This window comes from Bremerella volcania, assembly GCF_007748115.1.
Lineage (GTDB): Bacteria > Planctomycetota > Planctomycetia > Pirellulales > Pirellulaceae > Bremerella > Bremerella volcania.
In genome coordinates this window covers 1,992,658-2,017,059 of record NZ_CP036289.1, presented here as the reverse complement: position 1 = coordinate 2,017,059, position 24,402 = coordinate 1,992,658, and the positions used below count along the sequence as shown (strand labels likewise).

General features: G+C 57.2%; 21 protein-coding genes. 10 read left to right on the top strand and 11 right to left on the bottom strand.

Going from position 1 to position 24,402, the window contains the following annotated elements:
* The first annotated feature begins 5 nt into the window (after window positions 1-5).
* Entirely contained in the window at window positions 6-1,451 is a 1,446-nt protein-coding gene (locus Pan97_RS08315; protein ID WP_165698661.1) for a DUF11 domain-containing protein, read from the top strand.
* A 259-nt stretch (window positions 1,452-1,710) separates the two neighbouring features.
* On the opposite strand, the gene Pan97_RS08310 is transcribed toward Pan97_RS08315, so the two are convergent.
* Both Pan97_RS08310 and Pan97_RS08305 read right to left on the bottom strand, forming a co-directional pair.
* Window positions 1,711-3,981 (bottom strand): ABC transporter permease, encoded by a 2,271-nt coding sequence (locus tag Pan97_RS08310; RefSeq protein ID WP_144971634.1) that lies wholly within the window; start codon window positions 3,979-3,981, stop codon window positions 1,711-1,713.
* Window positions 3,982-4,023: 42 nt separating this feature from the next.
* Window positions 4,024-4,977 carry an ABC transporter ATP-binding protein gene (locus Pan97_RS08305; RefSeq protein WP_144971633.1) on the bottom strand — a complete coding sequence of 318 codons (954 nt, stop codon included), beginning with the start codon at window positions 4,975-4,977 and terminating at the stop codon, window positions 4,024-4,026.
* A 274-nt stretch (window positions 4,978-5,251) separates the two neighbouring features.
* Here Pan97_RS08305 and Pan97_RS08300 point away from each other — a divergent pair, with 274 nt between their 5' ends.
* Window positions 5,252-5,482, top strand: a complete 231-nt coding sequence (locus Pan97_RS08300) for a hypothetical protein (RefSeq protein WP_144971632.1) — start codon at window positions 5,252-5,254, stop codon at window positions 5,480-5,482.
* A gap of 198 nt (window positions 5,483-5,680) precedes the next feature.
* Here the strand turns inward: Pan97_RS08300 and Pan97_RS08295 are convergent, their stop codons facing one another.
* Window positions 5,681-8,290 (bottom strand): patatin-like phospholipase family protein, encoded by a 2,610-nt coding sequence (locus tag Pan97_RS08295; RefSeq protein WP_144971631.1) that lies wholly within the window; start codon window positions 8,288-8,290, stop codon window positions 5,681-5,683.
* A 332-nt stretch (window positions 8,291-8,622) separates the two neighbouring features.
* On the opposite strand from Pan97_RS08295, the gene Pan97_RS08290 reads away from it, so the two are divergent.
* Together Pan97_RS08290 and Pan97_RS08285 are read left to right on the top strand one after the other, a co-directional pair.
* Window positions 8,623-8,973 carry a VOC family protein gene (locus tag Pan97_RS08290; protein ID WP_144971630.1) on the top strand — a complete coding sequence of 117 codons (351 nt, stop codon included), beginning with the start codon at window positions 8,623-8,625 and terminating at the stop codon, window positions 8,971-8,973.
* Between the two features lie 506 nt (window positions 8,974-9,479).
* Entirely contained in the window at window positions 9,480-10,523 is a 1,044-nt protein-coding gene (locus tag Pan97_RS08285) for a c-type cytochrome domain-containing protein (protein ID WP_144971629.1), read from the top strand.
* Between the two features lie 12 nt (window positions 10,524-10,535).
* Here Pan97_RS08285 and Pan97_RS08280 read toward each other — a convergent pair whose 3' ends face one another.
* The 3 genes from Pan97_RS08280 to Pan97_RS08270 all read right to left on the bottom strand — a co-directional run bounded on the left by Pan97_RS08280 (window position 10,536) and on the right by Pan97_RS08270 (window position 13,493).
* The gene (locus Pan97_RS08280; RefSeq protein WP_144971628.1) at window positions 10,536-11,147 is read right to left on the bottom strand and encodes a hypothetical protein; all 612 of its coding nucleotides are present in this window, start codon (window positions 11,145-11,147) and stop codon (window positions 10,536-10,538) included.
* A gap of 142 nt (window positions 11,148-11,289) precedes the next feature.
* On the bottom strand, window positions 11,290-12,561 hold the full coding sequence (locus tag Pan97_RS08275) for a polysaccharide pyruvyl transferase family protein (RefSeq protein ID WP_144971627.1): 1,272 nt from the start codon (window positions 12,559-12,561) through the stop codon (window positions 11,290-11,292).
* A gap of 335 nt (window positions 12,562-12,896) precedes the next feature.
* Window positions 12,897-13,493: a hypothetical protein gene (locus tag Pan97_RS08270; RefSeq protein ID WP_144971626.1), complete on the bottom strand. Its 597-nt coding sequence runs from the start codon at window positions 13,491-13,493 to the stop codon at window positions 12,897-12,899.
* Between the two features lie 267 nt (window positions 13,494-13,760).
* Between Pan97_RS08270 and Pan97_RS08265 the strand changes: the two genes are divergently transcribed.
* On the top strand, window positions 13,761-14,453 hold the full coding sequence (locus Pan97_RS08265; protein ID WP_144971625.1) for a VIT1/CCC1 transporter family protein: 693 nt from the start codon (window positions 13,761-13,763) through the stop codon (window positions 14,451-14,453).
* Here Pan97_RS08265 and Pan97_RS27140 read toward each other — a convergent pair.
* The 4 genes from Pan97_RS27140 to Pan97_RS08245 all read right to left on the bottom strand — a co-directional run bounded on the left by Pan97_RS27140 (window position 14,380) and on the right by Pan97_RS08245 (window position 18,303).
* Window positions 14,380-14,874, bottom strand: a complete 495-nt coding sequence (locus Pan97_RS27140) for a DUF4279 domain-containing protein (RefSeq protein ID WP_144971624.1) — start codon at window positions 14,872-14,874, stop codon at window positions 14,380-14,382. The two genes, Pan97_RS08265 and Pan97_RS27140, sit on opposite strands and share 74 nt — an antisense overlap.
* 155 nt (window positions 14,875-15,029) lie before the next feature.
* Window positions 15,030-15,695, bottom strand: coding sequence for a hypothetical protein (locus Pan97_RS08255; RefSeq protein WP_144971623.1), 666 nt, complete (start codon window positions 15,693-15,695; stop codon window positions 15,030-15,032).
* Between the two features lie 270 nt (window positions 15,696-15,965).
* Complete coding sequence (locus Pan97_RS08250) at window positions 15,966-17,198, bottom strand: cytochrome-c peroxidase (protein ID WP_144971622.1); 1,233 nt, start codon at window positions 17,196-17,198, stop codon at window positions 15,966-15,968.
* A 511-nt stretch (window positions 17,199-17,709) separates the two neighbouring features.
* Window positions 17,710-18,303 (bottom strand): peroxiredoxin, encoded by a 594-nt coding sequence (locus Pan97_RS08245; protein ID WP_144971621.1) that lies wholly within the window; start codon window positions 18,301-18,303, stop codon window positions 17,710-17,712.
* Between the two features lie 233 nt (window positions 18,304-18,536).
* On the opposite strand from Pan97_RS08245, the gene Pan97_RS08240 reads away from it, so the two are divergent.
* On the top strand, window positions 18,537-19,004 hold the full coding sequence (locus Pan97_RS08240; RefSeq protein WP_144971620.1) for a hypothetical protein: 468 nt from the start codon (window positions 18,537-18,539) through the stop codon (window positions 19,002-19,004).
* Between the two features lie 7 nt (window positions 19,005-19,011).
* Here Pan97_RS08240 and Pan97_RS08235 read toward each other — a convergent pair whose 3' ends face one another.
* Window positions 19,012-20,130, bottom strand: coding sequence for an ADP-ribosylation factor-directed GTPase activating protein isoform b (locus Pan97_RS08235; protein ID WP_144971619.1), 1,119 nt, complete (start codon window positions 20,128-20,130; stop codon window positions 19,012-19,014).
* Between the two features lie 287 nt (window positions 20,131-20,417).
* Here Pan97_RS08235 and Pan97_RS08230 point away from each other — a divergent pair, with 287 nt between their 5' ends.
* From Pan97_RS08230 to Pan97_RS08215, 4 genes are all read left to right on the top strand, one after another.
* Window positions 20,418-21,113, top strand: coding sequence for a zinc metallopeptidase (locus Pan97_RS08230; protein ID WP_165698660.1), 696 nt, complete (start codon window positions 20,418-20,420; stop codon window positions 21,111-21,113).
* A 440-nt stretch (window positions 21,114-21,553) separates the two neighbouring features.
* Entirely contained in the window at window positions 21,554-22,672 is a 1,119-nt protein-coding gene (locus Pan97_RS08225; RefSeq protein ID WP_144971618.1) for a leucine-rich repeat domain-containing protein, read from the top strand.
* Window positions 22,673-22,770: 98 nt separating this feature from the next.
* Complete coding sequence (locus Pan97_RS08220) at window positions 22,771-23,886, top strand: leucine-rich repeat domain-containing protein (RefSeq protein WP_144971617.1); 1,116 nt, start codon at window positions 22,771-22,773, stop codon at window positions 23,884-23,886.
* Window positions 23,887-23,895: 9 nt separating this feature from the next.
* Entirely contained in the window at window positions 23,896-24,381 is a 486-nt protein-coding gene (locus Pan97_RS08215; RefSeq protein WP_196782320.1) for an MEKHLA domain-containing protein, read from the top strand.
* Window positions 24,382-24,402: the final 21 nt, after the last annotated feature.

The following is a 24,402-nucleotide window of genomic DNA, read 5'->3' as shown; positions in this document are numbered from 1 at the left end:
GATCGATGAAATACAACTTTGCCTTTCGACAACTCGTCACGCTGACCTTGCTGGTCGCTTGTGGTTCGGCATTTTCTGCTTGCTCGCTCAATCGACAGGCTAAGCAGCAGGAAGAAGTCCCCGTCAAACCGGAAGCTGGCGTCACGTTCAATCAACCGCACGTGCCGGAGTACGACTACGCGGCGGCCCCCTCCCCTGCCCCGGTTCAATCGGCGGAAAACACCGGATTGAACGGCGTGCCGGCGTATCAACCTCGTTACCAAGGCCAGCCTTACCAGGCCCCGGTCAATACCGCGACCGCACCGCAGGTCAACTACCCCAGCGCCATTCAGCGCACTTCCGCTGAAATGCCGATCGAGCCGCAACCGGCCGCCGCTCACGTTCCCACGCAGCAGGTAAGCTACGCTTTTCCGCGTGGGCAGATCATGCCACCATGCGGGCCTGGCTGCCAGCATCCTAACACGATCTGCCAACATGGCGCGACCCTGGGAAGCTGCCAAACGTGCCGCGCCGCGGGCATTCCTTTTCAAGCAGGACCTTGCTGGCCAGAAGACGAATACTTGTACGACGGCGGCGATCGCAACATCCACGCCGAGATCGACGGTGAGTTCGGCGTGCATGGTCTCGACATTGAAGACACCATCGGCCACTACGACACGCTCGACGGCAAACGGATCGTAACGCCCAGCAACCGCGTCTGCATTTACGCGCCGCGCTTCGCGGCCGTTCGCAAAGTCGCCGGGCTCAACCAGGAGGTCCTGGCCCGGCAGATCGCTGGCATCGACGCCGACCTGCAGCTGATCAACCAGCAGCAAAACGGTACGCCGGTGGGTATGATTCAACCGCTGGCACTTCGCGGCCAGATCGGCGGCAAGAATGCCAATGCTCTGACCGAAGACCTGCCGCCGCTGATGGCTCACAACTGGCAGAAGCCGCATCAATTCATCGAAGCGTTCAAAGCCTACGAAAACCTCAGCCTGATCCGTTACGGCATCCTCGAACAGGGCGAGAAGCCGCGTCTATCACAGAGCCTGCAGAACGCCGTTACCTGGACGCGTAACCAACAAGTTCAAGTCATGCTCGAAGGCCGCAAGGCTTCCGAATTGGTCGAAGGAGATCTGCCTCACGAGTTCGTCTGGTCGGAAGTTCCTGGCGAACCTCGCCTGCGGGTGATCAAGGTCGCCGACAAGGGGGCTGCCGAGATCGGCGAGATCGTCGAGTTCACCTTGCGATTCGATAATGTCGGCACGCAGGTCATGGGCAACGTCACGATCATCGACAATCTGACGCCGCGTCTGGAATACGTCGAAGGCTCGGCCCAGTGCAACATCGATGCTCAGTTCATGAAGCAAGCCAACGAAGCGGGAAGCGAAGTCCTTCGCTGGGAAATCCAAGATCCGCTGGCCGTTCAGGCTGGGGGTATCATCCGGTTTAAGTGCCGCGTGCGGTAGTGGAACTAGTGTGAAGTTTTCCGTGTTCAGTCTTCAGCGGGAACACTTCACACCGTCTGAAGAAATCAGTTAGCCACAGAGATCACTGAGGAGAAGAAGTGGCCTGTGTCATTGGGACCAAGTTAATCGAATGTTCTGAGACTTATCGCTGAGTAACCGAAGGTACTCGTCCGTTCTTATCCGTGACTATCGGTGTAATCCTTAGACTTATCTTCTCTTCCTCGGTGATCTCTGTGCTCTCTGTGGCTAATCCACCCTCTTACAAATCCAACCGGCTCACATAGAAGCAGGTAAGCCCCAGCATCACGCAGATGAAGATGAGATTGTGCACGACCGGCATGACGATGTTGTCGGCCATGCGGACTTCGCGAAGGTCGCCGGTCGATTGGGGGCCTTGGAACGAGCTGGTCGATTCGTCGGTGACCAGGTACTTCAGCAGGTTGTTCAGTTCGCCTGGCTTGGGGAAGACGTAGTAGACCGGCTCGATCACCCAGTCATACGTGAATCGCCACCAGTCTGACTCAGGCCAGTAGGTCTCCAGCGTTTCACCGCTGGACAGCGAACGCACACGGACGCGGGTTTTATTGTCGGCGAAGATCAGCTTATCGTTATCGAACGCAATCGCGGAAGCGTCGTTGTCGATGCGACTCCCCTTCCCTGCCTCGACGTCGTACAGCCAAAGTGCTCCGTCGTGAAACAACACCGCGATGAACTTTCCGTCGCGGCTCGTTTCGATCGCGTTGGGCGGCGTGTCGCCGGCAGGCCGGAAGCTCTTTTGCACTTCGAGCGTCTCACCATCGCGAAGCTCGATGTGGCCATGCTCGTCAGCCACCACGGCCACCTTGCCAGTCAGGCCCACTGCCGTTTCCCCTTCGCTGTCTCGCTTGGCCTCGGTCTTGACGACGTATCCTTTCTTCGGATCACGCTCGAGCAAGTAAAGCGATCCCTGATTCTCGACCAATAGTCGATCGGACGAAGGATCGATCGCGGCGGCAAATGGTGGAAAGTACGGTACGCCTTCGCTGGGACCAAGTCGCTTGAACGCGTTGTTGCCCCCCAGCGGAATATCGAAGCCAAGGAACTTCGCCTTCTTCTGCGTGCCATCCCCTTCGTACAGGAAGACGCCTGCGGAACTGACGACGAAGACGTTATCCTTCGCGTCTTGCAGGATCCACGAAGCACCGGTCGGCGGGCCGGGGCCTTCCTCGGCAACCCAATTGCCAGACCACTTGGCCGTCATGAACGACGTGCTGCCACCCATGCGACGACGCCCACCACCGGTGGGTTGCTGGAGGTACATCATGCTCTTGGCGGGCTCATTGTAGATCGGACCGATCAAGATCGATTGCATCGCGAAGTTCTCAGGCCCGCGGCGTTCGCTTTGCAGCACCACCTCCCACGATCGTAGGCTGTCGTTCCACTGCACGAACTGCCCTACCTGGGTCACGCCTACCAGGCCTTCGTCCGTATCGACCAGGCGTACCAGTCGCGTTGGATTGACGATGAACGGTTCGAAGACCGACGTCTTCAAGAACCCAATCCCGAAGCAGGCATAAAAGAAGAGCACCGTCACCACGATCGAGACAATCGAGTTCCGCCACATCACCCCGGCCAATACCGATACGCAGTAGTAGATGGCGAACTGAAACAGAAACACGGGAATGCACAACAGCAGCGAGTTGCTCCACACGTCGAATCGCCAACCGACGATCAGCCACAGCCCAACCAGAAAGTACGTCACGCTCAATAGCACGAAGGCGCACCCGCCCAGGTACTTGGCCAGAATCAACAGCGAGCGCGAGATCGGTTTGCTAAGCAGCAGGTCGATCGCCCCAGGCTCGAACGTCCGCGGCATGATCGGCGCGGTGACCAGGATCGCCACGAAGATCGCGAACATCCCGATGAACACGTCGATGAATCCGGTGAGCATGTACTTCACCGTCATCTCAAACATGTCCTGCGTGATCGGCAGCGGCAGCGGTTCCCACAATAGCGGATAGGTCAAGTAAAGCTGCTCGGCCGGCACGTTGCCCAGGTACACGGGGTACGCGTCACGCATCAGCAGGCGATTGAAGTACGAAAGGTCATCGCCGGTCAGCTTCTCAGGTCCCTGCTTGAGCAGCACCTTGGTCTCTTCCCCCAGCTTGACGTCCTTCCAGGCCGCTTCGCTATAGAAGTCCTTCTTGGTGAGAACCTCGTTCAAGCCGTCGACCACGTCGTTGACCTGGTTGCCGGTGAACTTTCCATTCTCCGTCGCATTGACCAGGTTCTTGAGCGAGTCGCCGGCCAACGCCACGATTCGCTTGCCGGGGTTCTCTCCTTCGGCGGTGGATTGCTGCTTCAGTTCGCCTACGAAGGAAGGAACGTCCCGAATGCTCATCCGATGCAGCGTCACCATCCGCTTGGTCTCGTAACCCAGCGGAGCAATCGACAGAAGCACCAGCGTCAGCGCGAGCAGCAGAATGTACAGCACACGGGAAACGAACGCTTCGTGAAAGGAATCGTAGATTACGGTCAGATAAGGTCGCATCAGAGAGGTCAGCTCAATGTTTGAGATAAGTACGAAGCGTGATTACTCGACCGTTTCGGCAGAGACGATGTTCAAGAAGGCATCTTCCAGGGTCGTGCGAAGCCGTCGCATTTCTAAGATGTCGATGTTCTTTTGTCGCAACGCATCGACGCAGCGATTCAGTTCGTTTTGATCTTCGGCCGAAACGATCACGCGGGCCAGGTGATCGCCATCGGTCTGCCACGGCTCGGTCTCGGCGAAGTTCAACGCGTACTGCATGTCGTCGAGCGAACCTTGCAGGACGAACTCGATGCGGGCATTGGGATGCTTGGTGATCTCTTCAATCGTCCCCAACTTCTGAACGCGACCGGCAGCGAGGATTGCGGCCTGATCGCAGACCAGTTCAATCTCTTGCAGCTGGTGGCTGTTCAGAAAGATGGTCGTCCCTTCCTGCTGAAGTTCCTTGAGCAGCTTCCGAACGTCGGCGCGGCCCACCGGATCGACCCCGTCGGTCGGCTCGTCCAAGATCAACAGTTCCGGATTGTGCAACAGCGCCTGGGCGATGCCGAGCCGCTGCTGCATTCCTTTCGAGTATTTATGAACCGGCGTCTGTCCCCATTTCGATAGGCCGACGCGTTCTAACAGTTCTGGTCGCTTGTGCAGTACTTCCCGCCGGCTCAATCCGCTCAGGCCGCCGTAGTAAACCATCGCGGCGTTGCCGGTCAGGTGGCGCGGAAAGCGATGGTGCTCTGGCAGGTAGCCGACCTTCATGCGTCCCATACGATCACCCAAAGGGCGACCCAACAGGTTGCCGCTGCCTGAGGATCGCTTCACCAGCCCGAGCATTACCTTGATGAGCGTGGTCTTGCCGGCTCCATTGGGGCCGAGCAATCCGAAGATGCAGCCACGCGGAACTTCGAGCGTTACCCCGCGCAGCGCGTTGACCTGTTTGCGGGCGAAAAGACCTTCACGATACGTCTTGTGAAGATCGTGCACTTCGATGATGGAGTCAGACATGGGGCGCCGTGCAGACCGGAAGTCGGCCTGTCAGATGGAAACGAAAGACATCGATGGTAACCGCTTTACAGGGGTATACCAATTCGATTTCACATTAGCTTCACGGCATGTGCGTGAATTCACATAGTTTCTCAGAAATAACTCCGCGCCGAAATGGCACGCTACTTGCAATCATCGGATTCGGCAAATTGTGGTAACGCTTCCCAGTCAGTGGATCGAGGAATCCCCTCGATCCGCTGGCCGAGAAGTTGGAACGGAATATGAGGTAGAAGCAATGACTTTGTGGATCATCCTTTTGATTGTCGTTATGTTGGTCGCCCTGAGTGGGGCAAGTTATGGCTACGCGTCGCGGCCAGCGGATGGCCCCTACCCTGCTTACACGGCACCCCTTGGCGGTCTGGCCAGCCTACTGCTGATTGGCCTGATCGTGCTGCTGGTGCTGGGCATGATGAATGGATTTGAAGGTTTCACCGTCGATCTGCCAAGGATCACGGTCGACAACTAACCTGGAAAACAACCGCCCACCACTCCCGGTGTGCGATAACGATAAGAGGCTTTGGATCAAGCAACCAACTTGATTCACCTCATGAAAAAGGCCTGTCCAAGTATCTCTTGGGCAGGCCTTTTTCGTTGCAATCATCAACGCGGGACTATTGGTCTGACATCGACCAAATGTGTCGGCGTTCGCTCACCACCACGATGGCTACCTCACTTGCGAGGCGGCCGGTCGACCGGCGATGGTCCAGTTGGCGGCTTCTTTGCCGGGTGGGCCCAACCACTGCTCGATCACTTTCAGCGGCGGCACCACTTCCAGGTCGTCCCAATCTTGATCAGTACTGACGGTCCATGCACTGGCTTCGTCATCGAGTAGCTGCCAGGCTTCACTGTAAGTTCGCATCTGATCACTACTCAGCTTCCACGAAAGGGGCGGATCGCTGTCCCCTCGATACGGAATCGATACGACCTTGAACTGAATCGGATACAGGGCTGGCCCCTTACCGCGCTGCGAGCCAAACGTTTCGTGGTGATCCGCATGATCCCCTGGCATAGCTCCCGTGTGCTGGCTGCTGGTTGGCGTGGTCAGGGGGGCTTCGCTGAAGCGCGACATACGCTGCCATGCACTACGCTGGGCCTGCATGCTGATGCTCGAGTTGCTGGCGAACTCGGGTGGGTCCTGATCGCGCGGTCCACGACGATCTCCCCTGCGTGACATCTGGCGGATGACCCACATCACTTCTTGCTCGGTCAGCGTTCGATCTTGAAGCAAACCGACTTCCAACCGGCCACGCTCGGCCTGCGATGCACCACGGACGTTACTGAGCCCCAACAAGGGACCAATGGTCGCGTAGCTCAACGCTTCGACTTGCCCGCCTGATCCCTCTATTTCAGGATGACCGGCACTGGTGCCGTAGTTGTCGATGTTGATCAGCAGAATACGATCGAACGGTCGTTGGCTCGGCGGAAGCGTGCTGAACCGATCGATCAACTGGCTGACCGACTCCAGCGCCGTCATGATCCCGTCGTTGTCGGCGTAGGCACCGTCGCCGATTCGCACCGGCGGCATGACTTGTTTCCCTCCTTCACCATGCACCGGCCGACTGATCGGGGTGACGTAAGGAAACGAAGCCGACAGGCGAACGGCCGTCGCGACGTTCATATCCAGATCGTTCTGACGCAGATCGAACGCGCACGTATGCGTGTTGCAGACCATGCCATGCGAATGCGTTTCCTGTGAATCGTCTCGAATGGAGGTCGATGCCAACAGCACGCGTCGGCCTGACTTCACGTCGGTCGCGTTGAACACCATCACCGGCATTTGACCACTCTGGGCCTGGATGCCCCAATCGCTCAAGCTGGGTGAACCTCGTTCGCCAGAGCGGAGCGTGAAATCCCAGAAACGTTCGATGGCCGTGCCGCGATCGTACGGAGTCAGTGGCAACAGATCATGAAACGTGGCCGCGAAGAAGATCGGCTCCAAGCACGAAAGCTTGGCTCGCTCGCGTACTTCTTCCATCGTGACCTCGATCTGAGGCGAACTGATCGCGTCCATGTAATACATCGAACCGACGCTTCCGCCGGAGACCGAACTGATCATCCCCAGCGATTGTCGAAACGTATCGGGCCAGCGTTCGTCCAAACGCGTCAACACTTCCGCCGACCAGGCCGCCGCGTGGATGCCACCCCCAGGCGCCGTCACGACAATCAGCGTCCGCTGGTCATGCTGCCGCGGATCGTTCGATCGGCTGGCAGGAATTTTCTTCGCCTCGATCGCTTCGACCAGCGTCGGGCTCTGCCAGCGAGCCATTTCGACTTGAAACTCGTAGTCGCGCGACAAAAACAAAGCCAGCGCAAACGCAGACGCGGCCAGCAACGTCGAAACGCGAAAACGATCCAACCAGAACGCCATACCGGAAGCAAACGTCGAAAGGATGGCAACGACCAATGCGAAGTGCCCCAGCGTCGGAATCACCTTGGCCAGGTTGCTGCCGGGAAATATGACGTGATCGAAAATCCCCAGCGCGAAGGTCATCACCAACAGCAGGAGCAGCAAGAGAGCCAACTCCAGGTGACCGGCCAGCGGACGTTCGACTCCGTTAGGATCTTTGATCGAGTAGCCTGGCCCGCGAACCATCCCAATGCGGGCCAGCATCACGGCGATCCCCTTGGGCAGATTGGCGACCTCGTTCGGATCGTTCAATAGGTTGTCTTGCTGGTGAAGCAAACACTCGAATGGGAAGATCCCTCTCAGCGGCACGACGCCAGGGAGGATGTACTTCCGAAGAAAGCTCAACAGCAACAGTACCACCGTCGCGATGAGCCCTCCGACAATGAATCCGCTGTAGAGTTCTTCGGCGGTGATCACCGCCGTGTTCACCCGCAGGTTCAAGTCGGCCACCATCGTCAGCGCCGGCATGGGCAGAAAGATCCACAGCAGCCACAGCCAGCCTGGCCACCCTGCCCCGCGGCGGCGCGATGCTTCCATCAGGTCGTTCAGTTCGCGCGGCTCGCGCTCGGAAGGTTCGCCGGAGATTTGATTCCACCACGTGAAACGCTCGGGCCCGTGCGCCAGCGCGATGCGGACCTGCAGGATGAGCAGTGCCGTCGTCACGTACCAGGCAAACGAGGCTAAGATAGCCTGCGAGAAGTTGTCGATCAGCAGGCCGTTTTCCATGAGCAGTGGCAGCGCAAACCGCGACACCGGAACGATCATCAGCAACAAGATCAACGCCCCAATCGAAAAGCGGCAACCGCTCGAGATATTGAAAAAGTCGGCTAGCTGCTGCCGCAACGAATCGTTCCGCTGTTGGGACATCCTTCTTACTCCCCTTCCGTGAATTTTCAATAAGCCCCCCTGCCCTGCCGCATGCGCGCAGCTCAGGCGGAGAGATCTATTGCCCTTCCTTCCTTATCGGCAATTTGGCGAAAGATTGACGATTTTGCGTGTGCCCCCAGTCAGAGATTTTGGAGAATTTATGCACCTGACCGGCCCTCGTTTCCGCTAGCAACGCCGGCAGCTGCTGGTAAGTAGAACTAGCAGCCAATCGATTTCGGTGGCTGAACAATGCCGATCCGTTTTCCCACATACCGCGATTGTGTTAGAGAAACGGAAGATATCGCGAACCCATTTCACCCAAGGACCGAATCATGCAAGTCAAAAGAATCGTCGCCAACACCCAAACGCCTGAGCCTGACAAAGCGAAAGCATTTTACGGCGATCTATTAGGATTGGATCTATTGATGGATATGGGCTTCATCCAGACGTACGGCTCGGCGGAAAAGATGACCGTTCAGATCAGTTTCGCCCAGGAAGGTGGCGGTGGAACAGCCGTTCCCGATCTTTCGATTGAAGTGGGTGACCTGGACGAGGCGATCGCGAAATTCGAGGAAGCGCAGATCCCTTTCGAATACGGACCGGTGACTGAACCATGGGGTGTGCGCCGATTCTACGTTCGCGATCCTTTCGGAAAGCTCGTGAACATCTTGCAGCACGGTTGAGCGTTCGCGGACTTACTGATTCCAGACAGCCTTCTGCATGTCGAACCAACTTTGCGCAGCTGCCAACAACCTCCTTCAAAGTCGAAGCGATCTCTGCCCAAGGGGGAGACGCGAAGCACCCCATGGGCCTTAGACAAATCGATGACGGTATCTCATAACGGGAGGTCGCAATGGACACAACAAGTGTGATTTCGCGCGACGTAAGTCAAGGTTAGCAAATTGATTGAGTCGTTTTAGCCGAGAAACTTAACTTTCGGCCTTCCCCCGTAAATCGCGCTTGCCATGAGCGAGCCTGGATGAAAAAATAGATCTATGGCAGCAGGCCAAGCCTGATGTGCCACTCCCGCCTTTCACCTCCCCGCCTACAACTTAACCCTTCGTTTCTCTCATTCGCCCCCGATAGCGAAACAGAGCAAGCGATGTAAAGCGATTCAGTCGCATGATTTCGACAGCAGTCTCGAAACGTGATGCCCACTTGGTAAGTTTTTCACCTTGCGTAAAATCGCATGAAGCCAGGACTGTTGCCAGCCATCCCACCTTCCCCAACATGGCAGCAAACCATCAATCAGGAAGCCTCGATGTACGTTCGCATATTACTTGGAATTTCGCTTAGTCTGACTCTTTCGAGTCTCGTCAACGCCGACAAGCTCATCGACTTTCGTCGCGATGTGCAGCCGGTGTTGGAGGTTCGCTGCCTGGAGTGCCACGGTCCGGACAAGGCGAAGAACGATTTTCGAGTCGACGATCCCGAAATGATGAGCTACTACGTCGAGCCAGGCGACCTGGAGTCAAGCACCCTTTGGAGCGACTATCTCATCACCGACGATCCCGAACTGAAGATGCCTCCGGCCAACTCAACCCATCACGAAGGGATGACCGCCGCGGAGCTTGCCACCATCAAACTGTGGATTGAGGAAGGGGCCGAGCACGACTGGTCGGTCCCCGATACCAAAACCGAAACGGAAGTCGTCGAAGCCGCCACGCCTGTTTCCGAGCTTAGCATGCCGTACAAAGTGTGGCTCTTCCAAGGGCTGTTCCATCCGGCGATGACGCACTTGCCGGTCGGTCTGCTGTCGATCTCGCTCGTCTTTCTCGTGCTGTCGAAGTTCGCCGGCTCGTCCTTCGAGTCGGCTGCATTTCATTGCCTGTGGGTCGGTGCCTTGGGTGCCTGCGTGGCCTGCGTGTCAGGCTGGTCGTATGCGACTCACGAAGGGTACGGCATGAGCTTTTCCTTTGCGAGCGACATCGACCGTCACCGCTGGCTGGGGGTCATCCTGGCGATCGGATCGCTGGCCCTCATCCCCGTCGCCTATAAAGCCGTGAAAAGCGAAGAGGGGAGTGGCAAGATGAAGCTGGGCTGGTTCCTGGGTGCCCTGTTGGTCGCCATGTGCGTTTCGATCGTCGGCTTCCAAGGGGGTGAACTCGTCTACGGCGAAGGTCACTACGAAAAGGAATTCGACCATCTCTTCCTCACCGACAACACCCCGGCAGCAACCGATGCCAAAGCCGTGGAAGTCGAAGAGGTCGTGGAAACCGAATCGTCCGAGTAACCTTTCCTCCGCTTACTCAAAATCTCCAGCATCGACTAACCTACCGGAGAGCCCCAACATCCGCCGCAGCGTCAGATAGAGTACGATCTTGAATCGCGTGCTCCAACTAACTTCGCTTGACTCCGGCCCCACTTGAGCGACAACCTCGTCGTAGTCCGCCGCGAACTGCTGCGTTTCTTCTTCGTCCAGTTGCAAGACACACCCGGCGAACAGCTCGATCAGCGGATCCGTTTCGCTGGTCTCTTCCGATTCGAGTACTTCCACGCTCTCGGTTTCCTCCTCAACGGCGACCACTTCCACCGACTGCGACTGGAGGGTCTGTGTCGCGGTAACACGCGTCGAACTTGTGCTCGTGACCGGGTTGGTCGGCAGCGGGTTGTTGCCGGTGCCTGGCACGTTGGTCGGAATCGTAGGAATCGTCGGCGTCGTGGGGACGGTATCGGCCTGGGGCACGTACTCAGGCGGAGTCGTCGTATACCGCGATGGGGTCGTCGTGTACGCTGCCGGCGTGGTCGTGTACTGCGACGGAGTCGTTGTGTAACGAGGATCTTGCGTCGTGAAATCCTGCGCCGAAGCGATCGACGAAACTAGGAGCAAAACCAAGCTGCAGGCGAAGCGATTCATCGCACAGGTCTCCTCGGTGATTCGAGATTCGATCAGAGAAGCTAACGTCAACATAACGGGCTGACGCTGCTTCGTCGAATCGATAGTACAAATCGCGTGCGGAAACTCGGCGCAATACTTACCGGCAGCTTCCTTTCCCTTATCAACTAAGCACCTGCTTGAGCGTCTTCATCGTTTCCAATTGACGCTGCTCGACGAATGCTTTGGCCTTGGCGGCCTTCGCTTTTGCTTTCTCGGGATTCTGGGCGATGTCGAGCACGGTCGCAGCGATCCGCTGTTGGTCTTCGGCCGAGTCATGATCGAACAGCCACTCGCCCAGGCCGATGTCTTCCCACATGAAGCCCTTGGTCGTCTGCTCTTCCCAGCGGCACACGACCGCCGGAACGCCGTGGCCGATGCACATGATCGGCGAATGCATCTCGTTGCCGAACAGGCCTGCACTGCGAACGTAAACGCTGACCGCCTCGCCGGTGAGCCAATAGTCAGGCCGCCACGCCACGCGCTTCCGCACATCGGCCGGCAGCTTGTCGACGATCATCTCCTTGCCGACCGCCATCTGCGTACGATCCTCGGGACAGACCAGCACCTTCAGGTCGGTGTTGTTCACCACCTCGATAATCGCTTCCCGCAGCGGAGCGTGATCGTGCTCCTTCAACGCTTCGTTGCGAGCATGTTTCTGCGCATCGAACGCCCTCCCCTCTTTGATCGTCCAATAAGGCGTATAACGCAGCCGCGGAATGCAGCACAGAAATTTGCCCGTTTCGAGACCGTGCTTCGACAGGAACGCTTCCGCGAGATCGGCATCGCGCAGGTCACAGGCAAACGCGCCGTCCGGCCCGAACTCCATCACCGGCGACTTGGCACCCAGGCTCTTGGCCAGCTCCAACGATTTACTATCGCGGAAGTAAACGAAGCTCGCGTTGCTGAGCACGTCGACCGCTCGCTGCAGGGCATCGTCGCTTTCAGCCGAAGTCGACGAAGACTTCTTCCGCGGGAAGGTGATCCCGTAAATGCCGTAGGGCTTGCCGGTCTTTTCGTGCCACTGAATCAAATCGTTCTGAGCGACGATCGACGCCCCCGATCCGTGCAGCAGAAAGTCGCACTCCTCGAATGCCTGGGCGAGTTCAGGGCTCCCCTTCTTGGCGATCTTCAAGCCGGGGAACTCGCGCAGCAGCAGTTGGTCGACGCCGTTGTCGACGCTCGACGGCCATAGCGTGACCTCCGCTTCCGGCAGATGCTGCTTCAAAATCCGCAGCACGCCCGGCGTGTGGGCGATGTCGCCGATGTTGACCGTCTGCCACGACGATCGCAACAAAATCCGCGGCGGACGCTTCCCTTCCTCCCCCAAGCTGGAGCGAAGTGCAAGACCGAGAGCCGCGAAACCAGAAGCGTGAAGAAACGTACGTCGTTGCATGGAGCAAGATGCCTATGTGGGTAGGAGTTCAATCATCAAAGGTGGGCGGCGCGTGGCCGAGCGTTTGATTATAGCTACTGGCCATTGACGCTGCACACTTACCCATCCGCGCAGCACGCTCCGGTCCCCACTTCGTGCGAGGGGAGCGCATTCCGGTCCCCTCGCCCCTGAGGGGAGAGGGTTAGGGTGAGGGGTTATCCCCGCCGGCATGAAAGCACACACGCAAACGAAGTCCCCATCGATTTAGGAACGTCATCCGGCGATGCTGGGCAAAGGGCGCACATGAAACCCTCACACTGGCCCTCTCCCTGCGAGGGAGAGGGGACAGGTTTTTTTTAGGGAGGCCCGCGTTGGTGCGCGTCATCCACCCCGGGTGACACGTCCAAGTCCGCTTGGGCGTGTCTTTCGAGTGCATGACTGACTGGCCCATGCGATCGCCGCGCAGCAGGCTCCTTCGCATGCCCGCGGGAACGTGAACAGGACATCGACTGCTTGAGCAGCTTCTTCAGCCGCTTCACTTCGCTCCCTTGCCGGTCGAGCACTTTCAGGTGAAACGAAACCCACGCCAACGCGCGGTCCAGTTCGCCGGCCAGCGGCACGCGGAGCCCGTCGATGATCTGGGCGGCTCTACCGTCCGGCGCAGGGCGTTTCGGACGCCCGGGCCTCGGCGGGCAGGTCTTCGCCGGCGTGGAACGAGGCTGCGGCGGTACATCGTGAGAAGGTTCGACACTGGCTCGCTCTTCCCTGCGATACGGATCCTCCGTCGAACGCTCGACGGCAATCACCAGCTGACCGACGACGTCCTCGGGTACCTGCACCAACGTCCCACAGGCCGAGCAAAGAAAGGTCTTCCCAGCGCGCACCACAACCTGCGGAGCGCGCTGGGTCGAGCGCGATCTGCTTTCTGTAGGTTGCTGGTGGACTGCTGACATGACGATACTCGCTACGGTGGTGAGGTACTGGGCAGAAAACTGTGACGCACCGAGAAAAAGAATGTGTTGGGGAAGAGTTCCCGTGAGATGACTTATGTATACCAGCCTGGGGTGGGCGGAAGATAGTGCGCGCTGGATTTTGTTGGTTGGGGCAAAATATCGGGTCGCATGCCAGCTATGGCGACCCTTTGCCAAGGAATATCATGAAGTCGGAAACCAGGCATCGGACCTGGCGAAACGAGCACAGCACATGACGACTTGGTAACCATGCCCAAACCCGAACAACATCGCCACGATCGCATTGGCTGGCTTCGTGCGGCCGTTTTGGGAGCCAATGATGGCATCCTTTCCGTTGGCAGCATTCTTGTCGGTGTTGCCTCGGCGCAGTCGGATCATCCCTCGGTGCTGCTGGCCGGTGTCGCAGGACTGACAGCCGGGGCCTTGTCGATGGCTGCTGGCGAGTTCGTCTCGGTCAGTTCGCAGTCCGACACAGAAGCAGCCGATAGGGCACGCGAGACCGCCGAACATCAGGAAGACCCTGAAGGGGAACTCCAGGAACTGACCAACATCTACATCGACCGAGGCCTCAGCCCCGAGTTGGCCCACCAGGTCGCCCTGCAGTTGACCGAGCATGATGCCCTGGGAACGCATCTACGCGACGAACTCGGCATGTCGGAAACTCACGCTGCCCGGCCGCTGCAAGCGGCGTTCTCATCGGCCGCGGCCTTTGGCATCGGGGGCACCTTCCCTGTCGTAGCCACGCTCTTCTCGCCGGCGTCGTGGATTGCCTGGATCGTCGCGTGTACCACGATCGCCGGCCTGGCCATTCTCGGAAGCCTGTCAGCCTGGGCCGGAGGTTCACCGATCTGGAAAGGCACCGCCCGGGTTACGTTCTGGGGCATCGTGGCGATGGTGGTGACTTCGCTGGTGGGCAAGTTGTTTGGGGTCGCGGTTTCGTGATGGGTGTGATGAGGAAATACAATGGCACGGCGTTCATTATCACATTTAAAGGAAAGACCGCCAGTCGCTGCAAGAGATCGTGTTCAAAGCAACACGAGTTGTTAGCGCGGGCAGAATCTACCTCCAAGTAACACAAGATATCCATGCCGAGGTCGTTCGATTCGGCGAGCAAACGTGCTTTCGATCGCTCTAGAAGCATCAGCAGGCTTTCCACGCACACATGAAGCCCAACCGGGTCGTCGGTCTCCATGTCGTAGAAACAGATCGAGTCCTTGTGCAGGCGACTATCTTTCGGGTGTTTGCTGATGGGCTCGCCCTTGCGGATCGTCCTGTCAGGTGCGGTGCCCATCAATGCCGTCAGTTCTTCGACATTCAAAGTGCTTGAATAGACACGCAGCGCGGCTTTGTGATTCGCACTCATGATGTTTGTGCCGATGATGTGAACTGTTACCAAAAAACCAGTCTGGGCTGGGCGGCTCTGATGGTCAGTGGCACACGGAGAGTCTAGCTGGTTACAAACGCAACCCTGTCGGTACTTCTATCGCAGTTAAGAATTCACTTGAAACAATCACCACTTCATTCTTCAAAGAGTTTTTCTTCGTCTGAAATTACTTGCTTTTCATACACTTTTCTTCTCGAATCAAGCTCGCAAAAGACCATTTCTTTCGCGTTTACGACTACCAATTTCTCGCGATCCAAGTCCTTAATCACGATCACTCCATCCCGATGAGATTGGTAGGTTGCGTTATCAAATGTAAGAACTCTCCCCTCCTTCAATTCAATTTTCGTTATTGATGGGTTCCGCCATAGCTCAGGATAGTTACGCTGATAGAAACTAATGAAGCAATCAGCTAAAAACAAAAACACGGCTGCAATGGCAAAGATCGCGGCACACTGATACACTCGTGTACTTCTCGCATATCCTATTTTAAAATTTTCATAACTCCACAAATACCAACCAGGAGCAACTTGTTTGTATAGATGTTTCACCCAGAGCAACACGCAGTAAGTTGCGAACGCCATACCCAAAACAGCAAAAAGCACGAGAGTGCCTTGCATAATCGTAACTCTAACCGAGCGTTCATATTGAAGCTCCATTGGCATCATGTTTGATCGTGCTTCTGTAATTTCCGCATAATAGCCAAGCCCGAAGGCAACGGCTACGACACATCCGATTACCAAAGCACTGTCAACAAGGCGTTCAGTCAACTTGGATATTGTTCTGGGCTGCTCTTCACTCACGGCTCTCGACCTCACGCTGCAAGCTAATCAAGTTACCTCAGCTGTTAGCAACGAGGATGTTGCAAGACAAATGAGTCACTTAGAATATTTAGGACTATCGTAACCCGCAACGATCTAGTTTGCATAAAGGTTTTTAACCGAATCTGAATACCGAAAATACTTTTCGTGAACTACTCTGGTATCAGATCGCCCAAAATTCTGTGTGAAGCCAAAAAAAGCCCCGAGCAAACACTCGAGGCTTTCCCATTTCATCCCATTGAAACCAAACCCTTACTCAGGCAACCGCCCCGGCTCAATCTCCGGAAACTCGCCGGTACAAGCCTTCATGAAATTCACCAAATCCTGCTTGTCCTGCTCTGTCAGGTTCAGCTTCTTCATCTTGTCCGATAGGTGCGGATTCGGGTGGCCTCCTTTGGCGTACCACTCGACCACTTCTTCCAGGGTCTTTTGGCTGCCGTCGTGCATGTAGGGGGCGGTTTGGGTGATGTTGCGGATGGTGGGCGTTTTGAAGGCGCCTTTGTCCTTGTCCTGCTTGGTCACTTCGTAGCGGCCCAGGTCAGGCGTTTCCTTATCCATGCCGACGCCCAGGTTGTGGTACAGTTCGTCGGTGAAGTTGGCTCCGGCGTGACAGGCCGTGCAGTTCCCCTTTTCGCTGAAGAAGATCTCGCGGCCGCGACGGGCACTCTCGGACATGCCGGCGGCGTTCTTCTTCGCCTCGGCGTACTTGGCGTACAGCTCCGGGTCGTCTTCTTCGAGGAACTCCAGTTCATCGGCGGGCAGCTGCTTCTCGAAGCTGCGGACCACTTCGTAGTAGTCGTAGGGAGCAGGGCCGGTGACGATCGTGCGTTCGAAGGTGGCGATGGCCTTGCCGACGTTGTCGATGTTCACGCCGTCGTCGAAGATTTTTTCGAACTGAGCTTTGTAGCCGGGGATCTCTTTCAAGGTCTTGACCGCGACGTCGTGCGTGTTGGCCATTTCGATCGGGTTGGCGATCGGGCCGACTGCTTGTTCTTCCAGGGTCGCGGCGCGGCCATCCCAGAACTGGGCACCACTCAAGATGCGATTGAACGAAACGGGAGAGTTACGTCCCCCTTGCTGGCCGTCGACGCCGATGCCGAACTGCGAATTAAACGCCCAGCCGTAATCGGGATGGTGGCAGCTGGCGCAGCTGATGGTGCTGTCGGATGAAAGACGTGGGTCGAAGTAAAGCTGACGCCCGAGTTCGATCTTGGCCCGGGTCATCGGGTTTTCGTCGAGGCCGGTGATCTGCCCCGAGGCGGCGTTCAGGCCGTACGGAAGTTCGACCTTCAGCACTTCATGGTTCTTGGGATTGGCCAGCCACTGGTTGATTTCTTTCAGCTTGAGTGGGCCTTCGCCGGGGATGCCGGCCGTCAGGGAGGGATCGCCCAGGGTGACCGTTTCCGATTTTTCCGCGGCCAGCAAGCTGCCAGCCAGGGTAAGCGAAGCGGCGGCGATCGCCACGACAAAGCGCGTCGATTTCATGGTGTTCTCTCTCCAATGGTGTTAGGCCGTCGCCAAGAGGGCTTGGTGACTTTGCTGGGTGGGTTTCCTGGCGAGGACGGCACGCCCCGCTGAGATTCTGGGCGGGGCACTAAGTAGGTGGGTGGGTTGTTGTTGGGTGCCAGCGTGTGGGAGGCTGGCAATACCTACGTCTATTATGGCAGAACGAATGCGAAACGGGAAATCGGTTCCGTGATTTCCGGCGAATTCGGTGCGGTCAGCCACAAATATCTTGTCCCATCTCCCTCGCAGGGAGATGGTTTTGTGAGCGTGGTGTGAAGCGAAATGGCCAGGCAAGTGTTCGGTATCGACTGGAACTTGGATTGCCTGGGCGCTATAAGCCTGTGTGAGGCCCCCTCACCCTAGCCCTCTCCCCCGCAGACGGGGGCGAGGGGACAAGATTATCCCGGTGATGCATCCAGTGATGCACAATTAAAAAAAGGCCCCGAGTTATGTTCGGAGCCTTTTGGCGAGTGAACGCGACTGGAGCGTTTTAGCTGGAGTATTCGGCTTCGAAGAATTCCTTGGAAGCTTCTGGCGAGGCCTTGATGCTGCGGGCGCCTTCTTTCCAGTTGGCTGGGCAGACTTCGCCGTTGGCTTCGAAGAACTGCAGCGCCTGAACCATGCGGAGGGCTTCCTCAACGCTACGACCCAATGGCAGATCGTTGACCACCTGGTGACGTACGGTGCCTTCCTTGTCGATCAGGAACAAGCCACGCAGAGCGATCCCGCCAGGAAGCAGGACGTCGTAGTTCTTGGCGATGGTCTTGTCGAGGTCAGCGACCAGCGGGTACTTGATATCGCCGATGCCGCCTTGGCTGCGTGGCGTTTGACGCCATGCCAGGTGCGAGAAGTGACTATCGATCGAGCAGCCCAGAACCTGAACGTTCAGCTGCTTGAAGCTTTCGATCGCCTCCGAGAAGGCGATGATTTCGGTTGGGCAAACGAAGGTGAAGTCGAGCGGGTAGAAGAACAGCAGGACGTACTTGCCGCGGTAGTCCGACAGACTGATCTTCTTAAACGAGCCATCTTCCATCACTGCTTCGGCGGAAAAATCCGGAGCTGGCTGTTGAACTAAAACACTCATCAAACTCTCCCTGGTGTTGGGGTACTGCAGAAATTATGGTAGCTGGAGAACCGGATTTGATCGGGACCATCGTCCATGGTGCCAATTTCCGCACCACCTCGCAAGGGGCGGATGGTGATCGGTTCACGCACGTCACGGTGTGGGAGATAAAGCCGACTGCCGAGAAACTTTCCGCAGAGACTTCAGGTGACTTGGAAATTATTATTCACACTTATAAACAATAGGCAATAGCCATGAATAAATTATTTTCCATAGGCATTTTAATTGCCTGTATTGCAGCACTAACGGGCTGTCAGTCGGCAGAACGTCCATTGGAAGGTACCTGGCACGGCATCATCCAGATATCGGGGCCGGTCAATCATGCTTCGGTCGCACCGAAAGTAGCCGGCGATCGAGACGCCGCAAACGAGTCTCCGCACACGGATGTTGCCCAGCTGACGATGCAGTTCGTCGGCGAAAACGAGCTGCGGATTCAAACCGAGCCGATCGAAGCCCAAACCATTCTGCCACCGGCCGAGAAGCAGCTGACCTATGAAATCGCGGAAGCCTTGCCCGATCTGATACAGCTCAAGCTGCAAGACGAAGACCGCGTGCGGACGCTCCAGCTGCGGTTCTCGGACGACGAAACGATGACCGTCAGCGAAATGGGGAGCGACGTGCGTCTGTTGCCGGTGAAGATGAAACGAGTTGACGAACTTTAGCAGGTAACTACTCGGCTGAGTATTCGCGCGGACCGTAGACACGTTCGCGATACAAAACCAGCCCGTGCGCGGCGTGGTACAGCGCACCACATTCGAGCGAAACCTGCTGGGTGCGTTCGAAGACTTCGCACTGGTACGAAGCCGCCCGGCGGACCCACTCTTCTTTCAGCTGCTCGTCGTCGAGCGCCAGCGAAAGGAACTCGAGCGTGTGCCCCGTGGTGCCCAGGTTTTCGGCCAGGTCCGGCGAGCTGCCGGGACGCTGGAAGTAGTTGACGCTCAGCGCGCCGTTGGGGTTTTGATATTGCCGAGCGGCGGTGATGCTTTCCTGAATCAGCTGTTCGGCGTCGGCCCATACCCCTTCGATGGGCAGGCCCGCTTTCTTGCGGCGATTAAGGGCCATCGTCAGGCCGATCAAGCGATGCGTTCCCCCACAGGCACCGTTGGCCAGGCCTTGTTCGATTTCGATCTGAGCAAGATCCGCGATGCTCCACTTTTTGCCAGAGATGTCAGTCCAGCTGTGGTCGGTGGGGAAATACTTGGTCAGACCGATCAAGGTCCAACTGAATTCGCGGAGGTGATTGCGCGACGTGTCGAGCTGAACCTGCTGCACGAAGTTGGTCATCGTGAAGGTGTCAGGCCCGACCACGAAGGTCGCGTCCGGTGGGACGTCGCACTGCGAAAGAATAGCCAGCCACTGATCGTAGTGCCCCTGCCCTGCTCTGGTGCCAGGCTCGGTGACGGCCCGCATGCCGAAGTTGTCTTTGCCTTCTTCTTTCGACTGGAGCTTGAAGCCGCGCTCGATCGTCCAACCATTCATCCGGCCCCCTTCGGCCAGGTAGTCGATCACCGGAATCGGCTGGCCTTCGTGCATCACCGGAAAGGCCCGACCGTAGGCCAGGCTGCCGTGCAGGATCTGCCAGGCGGCGTGATCCTGGGTGTTCAGGTGGCGATGCTTCAGCGTGAAGTCGAGGACCTGGTCGATCCGCTCGCGGAGCTTCTCTGGCTCAATCTTCTCGTCCGCGGAAATCGGCAACGCATTTTGCGAGATCTCTGGCGGCATGGGCCGGCAACTGGCAAGCGAGAGAACGAGAAGAAGTCCCAAAAAACGCTGACAAACTGGTGGCATAGAATCGACTTGGGAAATGCTAGGCAGGAAATATCGAATAACAATCATAGATGGGCCAAACTCTCTAATTTAACTCAGAACCAGCCCTATCCAACGGGGATTCACGCGATTTGAGTAACTTCTGAGTTAGGTTTTCAAAAGAAATAGCCCCCCGCCAGCGAAGCCCTATAATTATGCGTTGGTCCGATGTTTGCTTGATAAGGTTTTGGCAGTTTTTCCACTGCCAAAATTGCAGGCATTTCGCCTCGATCCCTTTGAAAAACAGTCCATTTTTGGAGTGATAAACCGTGATCTTCGACTTCCGTTACCTGCTGTTTATTGCCCCGGCGATCATCTTAGGCATGCTCGCTCAGTTGTGGTTGCGGTCCGCCTATGCCAAAGCCATGAAGCAAGCCGCACCCCTTTCCGGAGCGGCCGCGGCACGTCATATCCTGGATGCGGCCGGTCTGCAGAACGTGGCGATCGAGCGGGTTGCTGGACACTTGTCCGACCATTACGATCCGCGTGCGAAGGTCCTTCGCCTGAGCCCTGAGGTTTATGGCGAGCGAACCGCCGCGTCGGTAGGTATTGCGGCTCACGAAGCAGGCCACGCCATTCAGGATGCGCGCAATTACGCCCCGCTGATCATCCGCAACATGGCCGTCCCGGCGGCTCAATTCGGTGGGAATTTCAGCTTCATCCTGCTGTTTATCGGTTTGCTCATTTCGAGTTCGATTCCAGCACTCGGTCAAGGGATGATCTGGGGAGGCATCGCGCTGTTCAGCTGCGTGGTCTTCTTCCAGCTGATTAACTTGCCGGTCGAGTTCGACGCCAGTAGCCGTGCTCGTGGGATTCTGATCGATATGAACATCGTTCCCCGCGACGAAATGCCCGCGGTGCGCGGCGTGCTGAATGCCGCTGCCCTGACCTATGTGGCGGGAACACTGCAGTCAGTGATGACCTTGATGTACTACTTGATGCTGGCCTCGGCCCGCCGCGACTAAGGCGAACTAAGTCAAGTTTAAAGGGGGACGCTTAACGGTGATCCCCCTTCTCTTTCCAGACCCCGCGCCTTGAGTGGCACCGCCGCTTGATCCACACTGGGGGGATGCCGGACGCGAACTACAACTCGGGAGATCCACCACCTTTGTGGTTGTATGTGGGTGGATTTATCTTGTTCATCGTGCTCATCTTTGCCCTGCGCAGCTGCTAATTGGTACGTTGCCGCAGAACAGGGAAATAAACCTCCCGATAAAAGCGAATCCACCCAAGGCCTGAGAGGCTGACCCTTAAGAGGAAGCAGTTGAGTTGGGCGATCTTCTTGGCGATCGATGAAGTCCCTCAATAATTCGCGGCCGTTTAGTCGACCAAACGTACTGAAATGCGGTAAACTTAGGCAACGGATCACTAACCTGAACCCCCTAGCTGCCTGCAAGGCCTCGCGATGAATTTGCCTATATCCGTGCTTCGCCACTGGACGTTCAGCCTCGGTCTCGTTGCCCTGATGTTCTTCTCACAAGGGGCCAGCGCGGACGATCGCCGCTATGAGTCGCCGGAGATCCGTGAAGCGGTTCTGCACCTGCAAGCCAACGGAGCGCGTATCCACTTCAACATCCCGCGCGATGGCGTGCGCGGTCCGATCGTCGATACCTCGCGTCCGATCCCGTACACGGTCAATCTATTCGCGATGAAAGCCACGCAGGAGAACCTGGACGCGCTGTTGGTGCTGCCCCAGGTTGAGCGATTGTACCTGGCCAGCGAGTTCGAGCGGAGTGAGAAGACGTGGAAGACCCTCTCGCAGTTCGGTGAACTCGAACACCTGTACATCATGGACAACCTCAAGAACGAGGATATGCAGTACATCGCCGAGTTCTCGAATCTCGAGTCGCTGGAAGTTCGCATCGGAGAGGTCGATGCCGATTACCTGTGGTACCTCGAAGCGTTGGTCAATCTGCAGCGGCTCTCGATCCATGTCGATGGAGAGGATGAAACCTCGTTCAAAGCGCTACCCAACATGCCGCATCTCTCGCAGTTGGTGCTGAACCTGCGGGGCGAGAAAGAAGTCGAACTGGACGGGATCGAGAATCTGACCGCACTGAAAACCTTGAACATCAACGCTCGGGCGATCAAGGGGAAAGAGTTGCAAGGGATCGCCGGTCTTCCGCACCTGGAAATGCTGACGATCTCGAACGTCACGTTCGACGCCGGCGAACTGGAAATGTTTCGCCAGATGAAGGGCCTGAAGTCCTTGAACCTGACCAACAGCAATTTAGCCGACGACGATCTTTCGCCGTTTGCCGAACTGGAGAAGCTCGAACGTCTACAGATTTACAATACGAAGATCACCGACGATTCGCTGGCCGCGCTTTCCGATCTGCCGGAACTTAACTATCTGTACATTCGCGGAGCGGAAATCACCGACGAGGGACTGAAACACATCGCCAAAATCCCCAAGCTGCAGCGGGTGTATCTTTACACGACCGATATTACGGCCGACGGCGTGAGCTGGCTCACCAAGGAGCGTCCGGATATGCGGGTTTCAGCGCCGATCAAAAAGAACTAATTCAGGGTAGAATTCTCGCAGTGCGGTGCGGAATCACGTACGATAGAAGCTGCTTTTCGGCTTCTGGGATGAACGTGAACAGGCACGAGGTTCCGGCGATGAAATCTTACGATCGAATATCTCCCCTGCTGCTTGGCCTGCTATCGATGGGGCTGTTGGCACTGGCGTCCGCCAGCGCCCTGGCGGACGACAAGAAGTATGAGTCGCGCGAGATCGGCGAGGCGATCGAATACCTGCAGCAAAACGGCGCGTCGGTGCAGTTCTATTCGTCGCAGTTCTTTCAACTGGCCAATCCCCAGGCCGAGCGTGGACCGATTTCCTACAACATCAACATTCACACGTTGAAACCAACCCCGGAGAACCTGGCACCGCTGCTGGTCATTCCCCGGGTCGATCGCTTGTCGCTGAGCCCCAGTTTTCAGCGCGACCAATTGGCCTGGAACACATTGATCCAGATGAGCGAACTGGAAGCGCTCACGATCACCGGCGAGTTGCAAGAGTACGACCTGCAAAACCTCGCCCAGTTCACCAACCTCAAGAACCTGACGCTTCACTCCAGCAATCTGAAACCGGAAGACCTGTGGTACCTGGAAGAGCTCACCGAGCTGAAACACTTCTCGCTGCTGATCTCCGGCAACTGTCAGCCATACTTCGATTATCTCACTCGGCTCCCGAAGCTCGACAGCTTGACGCTTCGCATCGATTCCGACCAGCCGTTTTCGCTCGATGGCATCGAGCACCTCACAGGGCTCCGCACGCTAAGCATTGATTGCCAGGAGACTCAGGACAGCAGCGTCAAAGCGATCGGCAAGCTGACCCAGCTACAATCGCTGAGCATCATGCGTACCGTCCTTCATGAAGAAGAGATGGAACTCTTTCGCGGGCTCGATCAGGTTTCGTACTTGCACCTGTACCGCTGCCACTTCAAGAAGCTGCCGGTCGATGCGTTCTCGGGCATGACCGCCTTGCAACGGGTACAGCTTTCCAACAACGAGATGAACGACGACATGCTCCAGCCGCTGGGCAAGCTGCCGAGGCTGCATTACCTTTACATTCGCAGTGCCCCGATCACCGACGAAGGGCTGAAACACCTGCACAAAGCTCCCGTCCTGCGGACGCTGCAACTGAGTGCGACCGACGTCACCGAAGAGGGGGTGCAGGCCCTGCAGAAAGAGCGTCCCACGACGCATGTGATTGCCCCGATTAGGAAGTGAGTAACCAAGTTGCCCCAGGACCACCCTGCCGCGGAGCCATGGCTGGAACACGGCTGGCCCGCCCATCTGCAGATTCTGCTCGATTCGTACTGCCAGCTTCTCGGCGATCAGCTCGTCCCTCGCAGCGGCTCTGCAGAGGAGGATGCCCGACGCGTGTTCGAGGCCCCCTTCGTCGTCGTCTCGCATACCGCGTCCCGCGATCCGATCCTCAACTTCGGCAATCAAGCGGCGCTTCGGCTATGGAAAATCGACGTCGAGACCTTGCTGCAAACCCCGTCGCGCATGACCGCCGAGCCAATGCACCGTGACGAACGCGCGCAGCTGCTGGAGCGCACCACGCGCGATGGCTATGTCGACGACTACCAAGGGATCCGCATCGCCACGACCGGCCGAAGATTTCGCATCGAAAAGGCGATCGTCTGGAACCTGCGCGACGCGGCCGGCACCTATGTCGGTCAGGCCGCAACGTTCGATCAGTGGACGTTTCTTGATTAGTGGCAGATAAGGGTGACCCAG

What these genes read in the sequence shown, in the direction of transcription:
- Pan97_RS08225 (WP_144971618.1), top strand. Translation starts at nt 21,554, where the DNA reads ATGAATTTGCCTATATCCGTGCTTCGCCACTGGACGTTCAGCCTCGGT.
- Pan97_RS08245 (WP_144971621.1), bottom strand. Translation starts at nt 18,303, where the DNA reads ATGAGTGTTTTAGTTCAACAGCCAGCTCCGGATTTTTCCGCCGAAGCA.
- Pan97_RS08220 (WP_144971617.1), top strand. Translation starts at nt 22,771, where the DNA reads ATGAAATCTTACGATCGAATATCTCCCCTGCTGCTTGGCCTGCTATCG.
- Pan97_RS08275 (WP_144971627.1), bottom strand. Translation starts at nt 12,561, where the DNA reads ATGCAACGACGTACGTTTCTTCACGCTTCTGGTTTCGCGGCTCTCGGT.
- Pan97_RS08315 (WP_165698661.1), top strand. Translation starts at nt 6, where the DNA reads ATGAAATACAACTTTGCCTTTCGACAACTCGTCACGCTGACCTTGCTG.
- Pan97_RS08285 (WP_144971629.1), top strand. Translation starts at nt 9,480, where the DNA reads ATGAAGCCAGGACTGTTGCCAGCCATCCCACCTTCCCCAACATGGCAG.
- Pan97_RS08280 (WP_144971628.1), bottom strand. Translation starts at nt 11,147, where the DNA reads ATGAATCGCTTCGCCTGCAGCTTGGTTTTGCTCCTAGTTTCGTCGATC.
- Pan97_RS08290 (WP_144971630.1), top strand. Translation starts at nt 8,623, where the DNA reads ATGCAAGTCAAAAGAATCGTCGCCAACACCCAAACGCCTGAGCCTGAC.
- Pan97_RS08300 (WP_144971632.1), top strand. Translation starts at nt 5,252, where the DNA reads ATGACTTTGTGGATCATCCTTTTGATTGTCGTTATGTTGGTCGCCCTG.
- Pan97_RS08305 (WP_144971633.1), bottom strand. Translation starts at nt 4,977, where the DNA reads ATGTCTGACTCCATCATCGAAGTGCACGATCTTCACAAGACGTATCGT.
- Pan97_RS08265 (WP_144971625.1), top strand. Translation starts at nt 13,761, where the DNA reads ATGCCCAAACCCGAACAACATCGCCACGATCGCATTGGCTGGCTTCGT.
- Pan97_RS08310 (WP_144971634.1), bottom strand. Translation starts at nt 3,981, where the DNA reads ATGCGACCTTATCTGACCGTAATCTACGATTCCTTTCACGAAGCGTTC.
- Pan97_RS08250 (WP_144971622.1), bottom strand. Translation starts at nt 17,198, where the DNA reads ATGAAATCGACGCGCTTTGTCGTGGCGATCGCCGCCGCTTCGCTTACC.
- Pan97_RS08270 (WP_144971626.1), bottom strand. Translation starts at nt 13,493, where the DNA reads ATGTCAGCAGTCCACCAGCAACCTACAGAAAGCAGATCGCGCTCGACC.
- Pan97_RS27140 (WP_144971624.1), bottom strand. Translation starts at nt 14,874, where the DNA reads ATGAGTGCGAATCACAAAGCCGCGCTGCGTGTCTATTCAAGCACTTTG.
- Pan97_RS08295 (WP_144971631.1), bottom strand. Translation starts at nt 8,290, where the DNA reads ATGTCCCAACAGCGGAACGATTCGTTGCGGCAGCAGCTAGCCGACTTT.
- Pan97_RS08240 (WP_144971620.1), top strand. Translation starts at nt 18,537, where the DNA reads ATGAATAAATTATTTTCCATAGGCATTTTAATTGCCTGTATTGCAGCA.
- Pan97_RS08235 (WP_144971619.1), bottom strand. Translation starts at nt 20,130, where the DNA reads ATGCCACCAGTTTGTCAGCGTTTTTTGGGACTTCTTCTCGTTCTCTCG.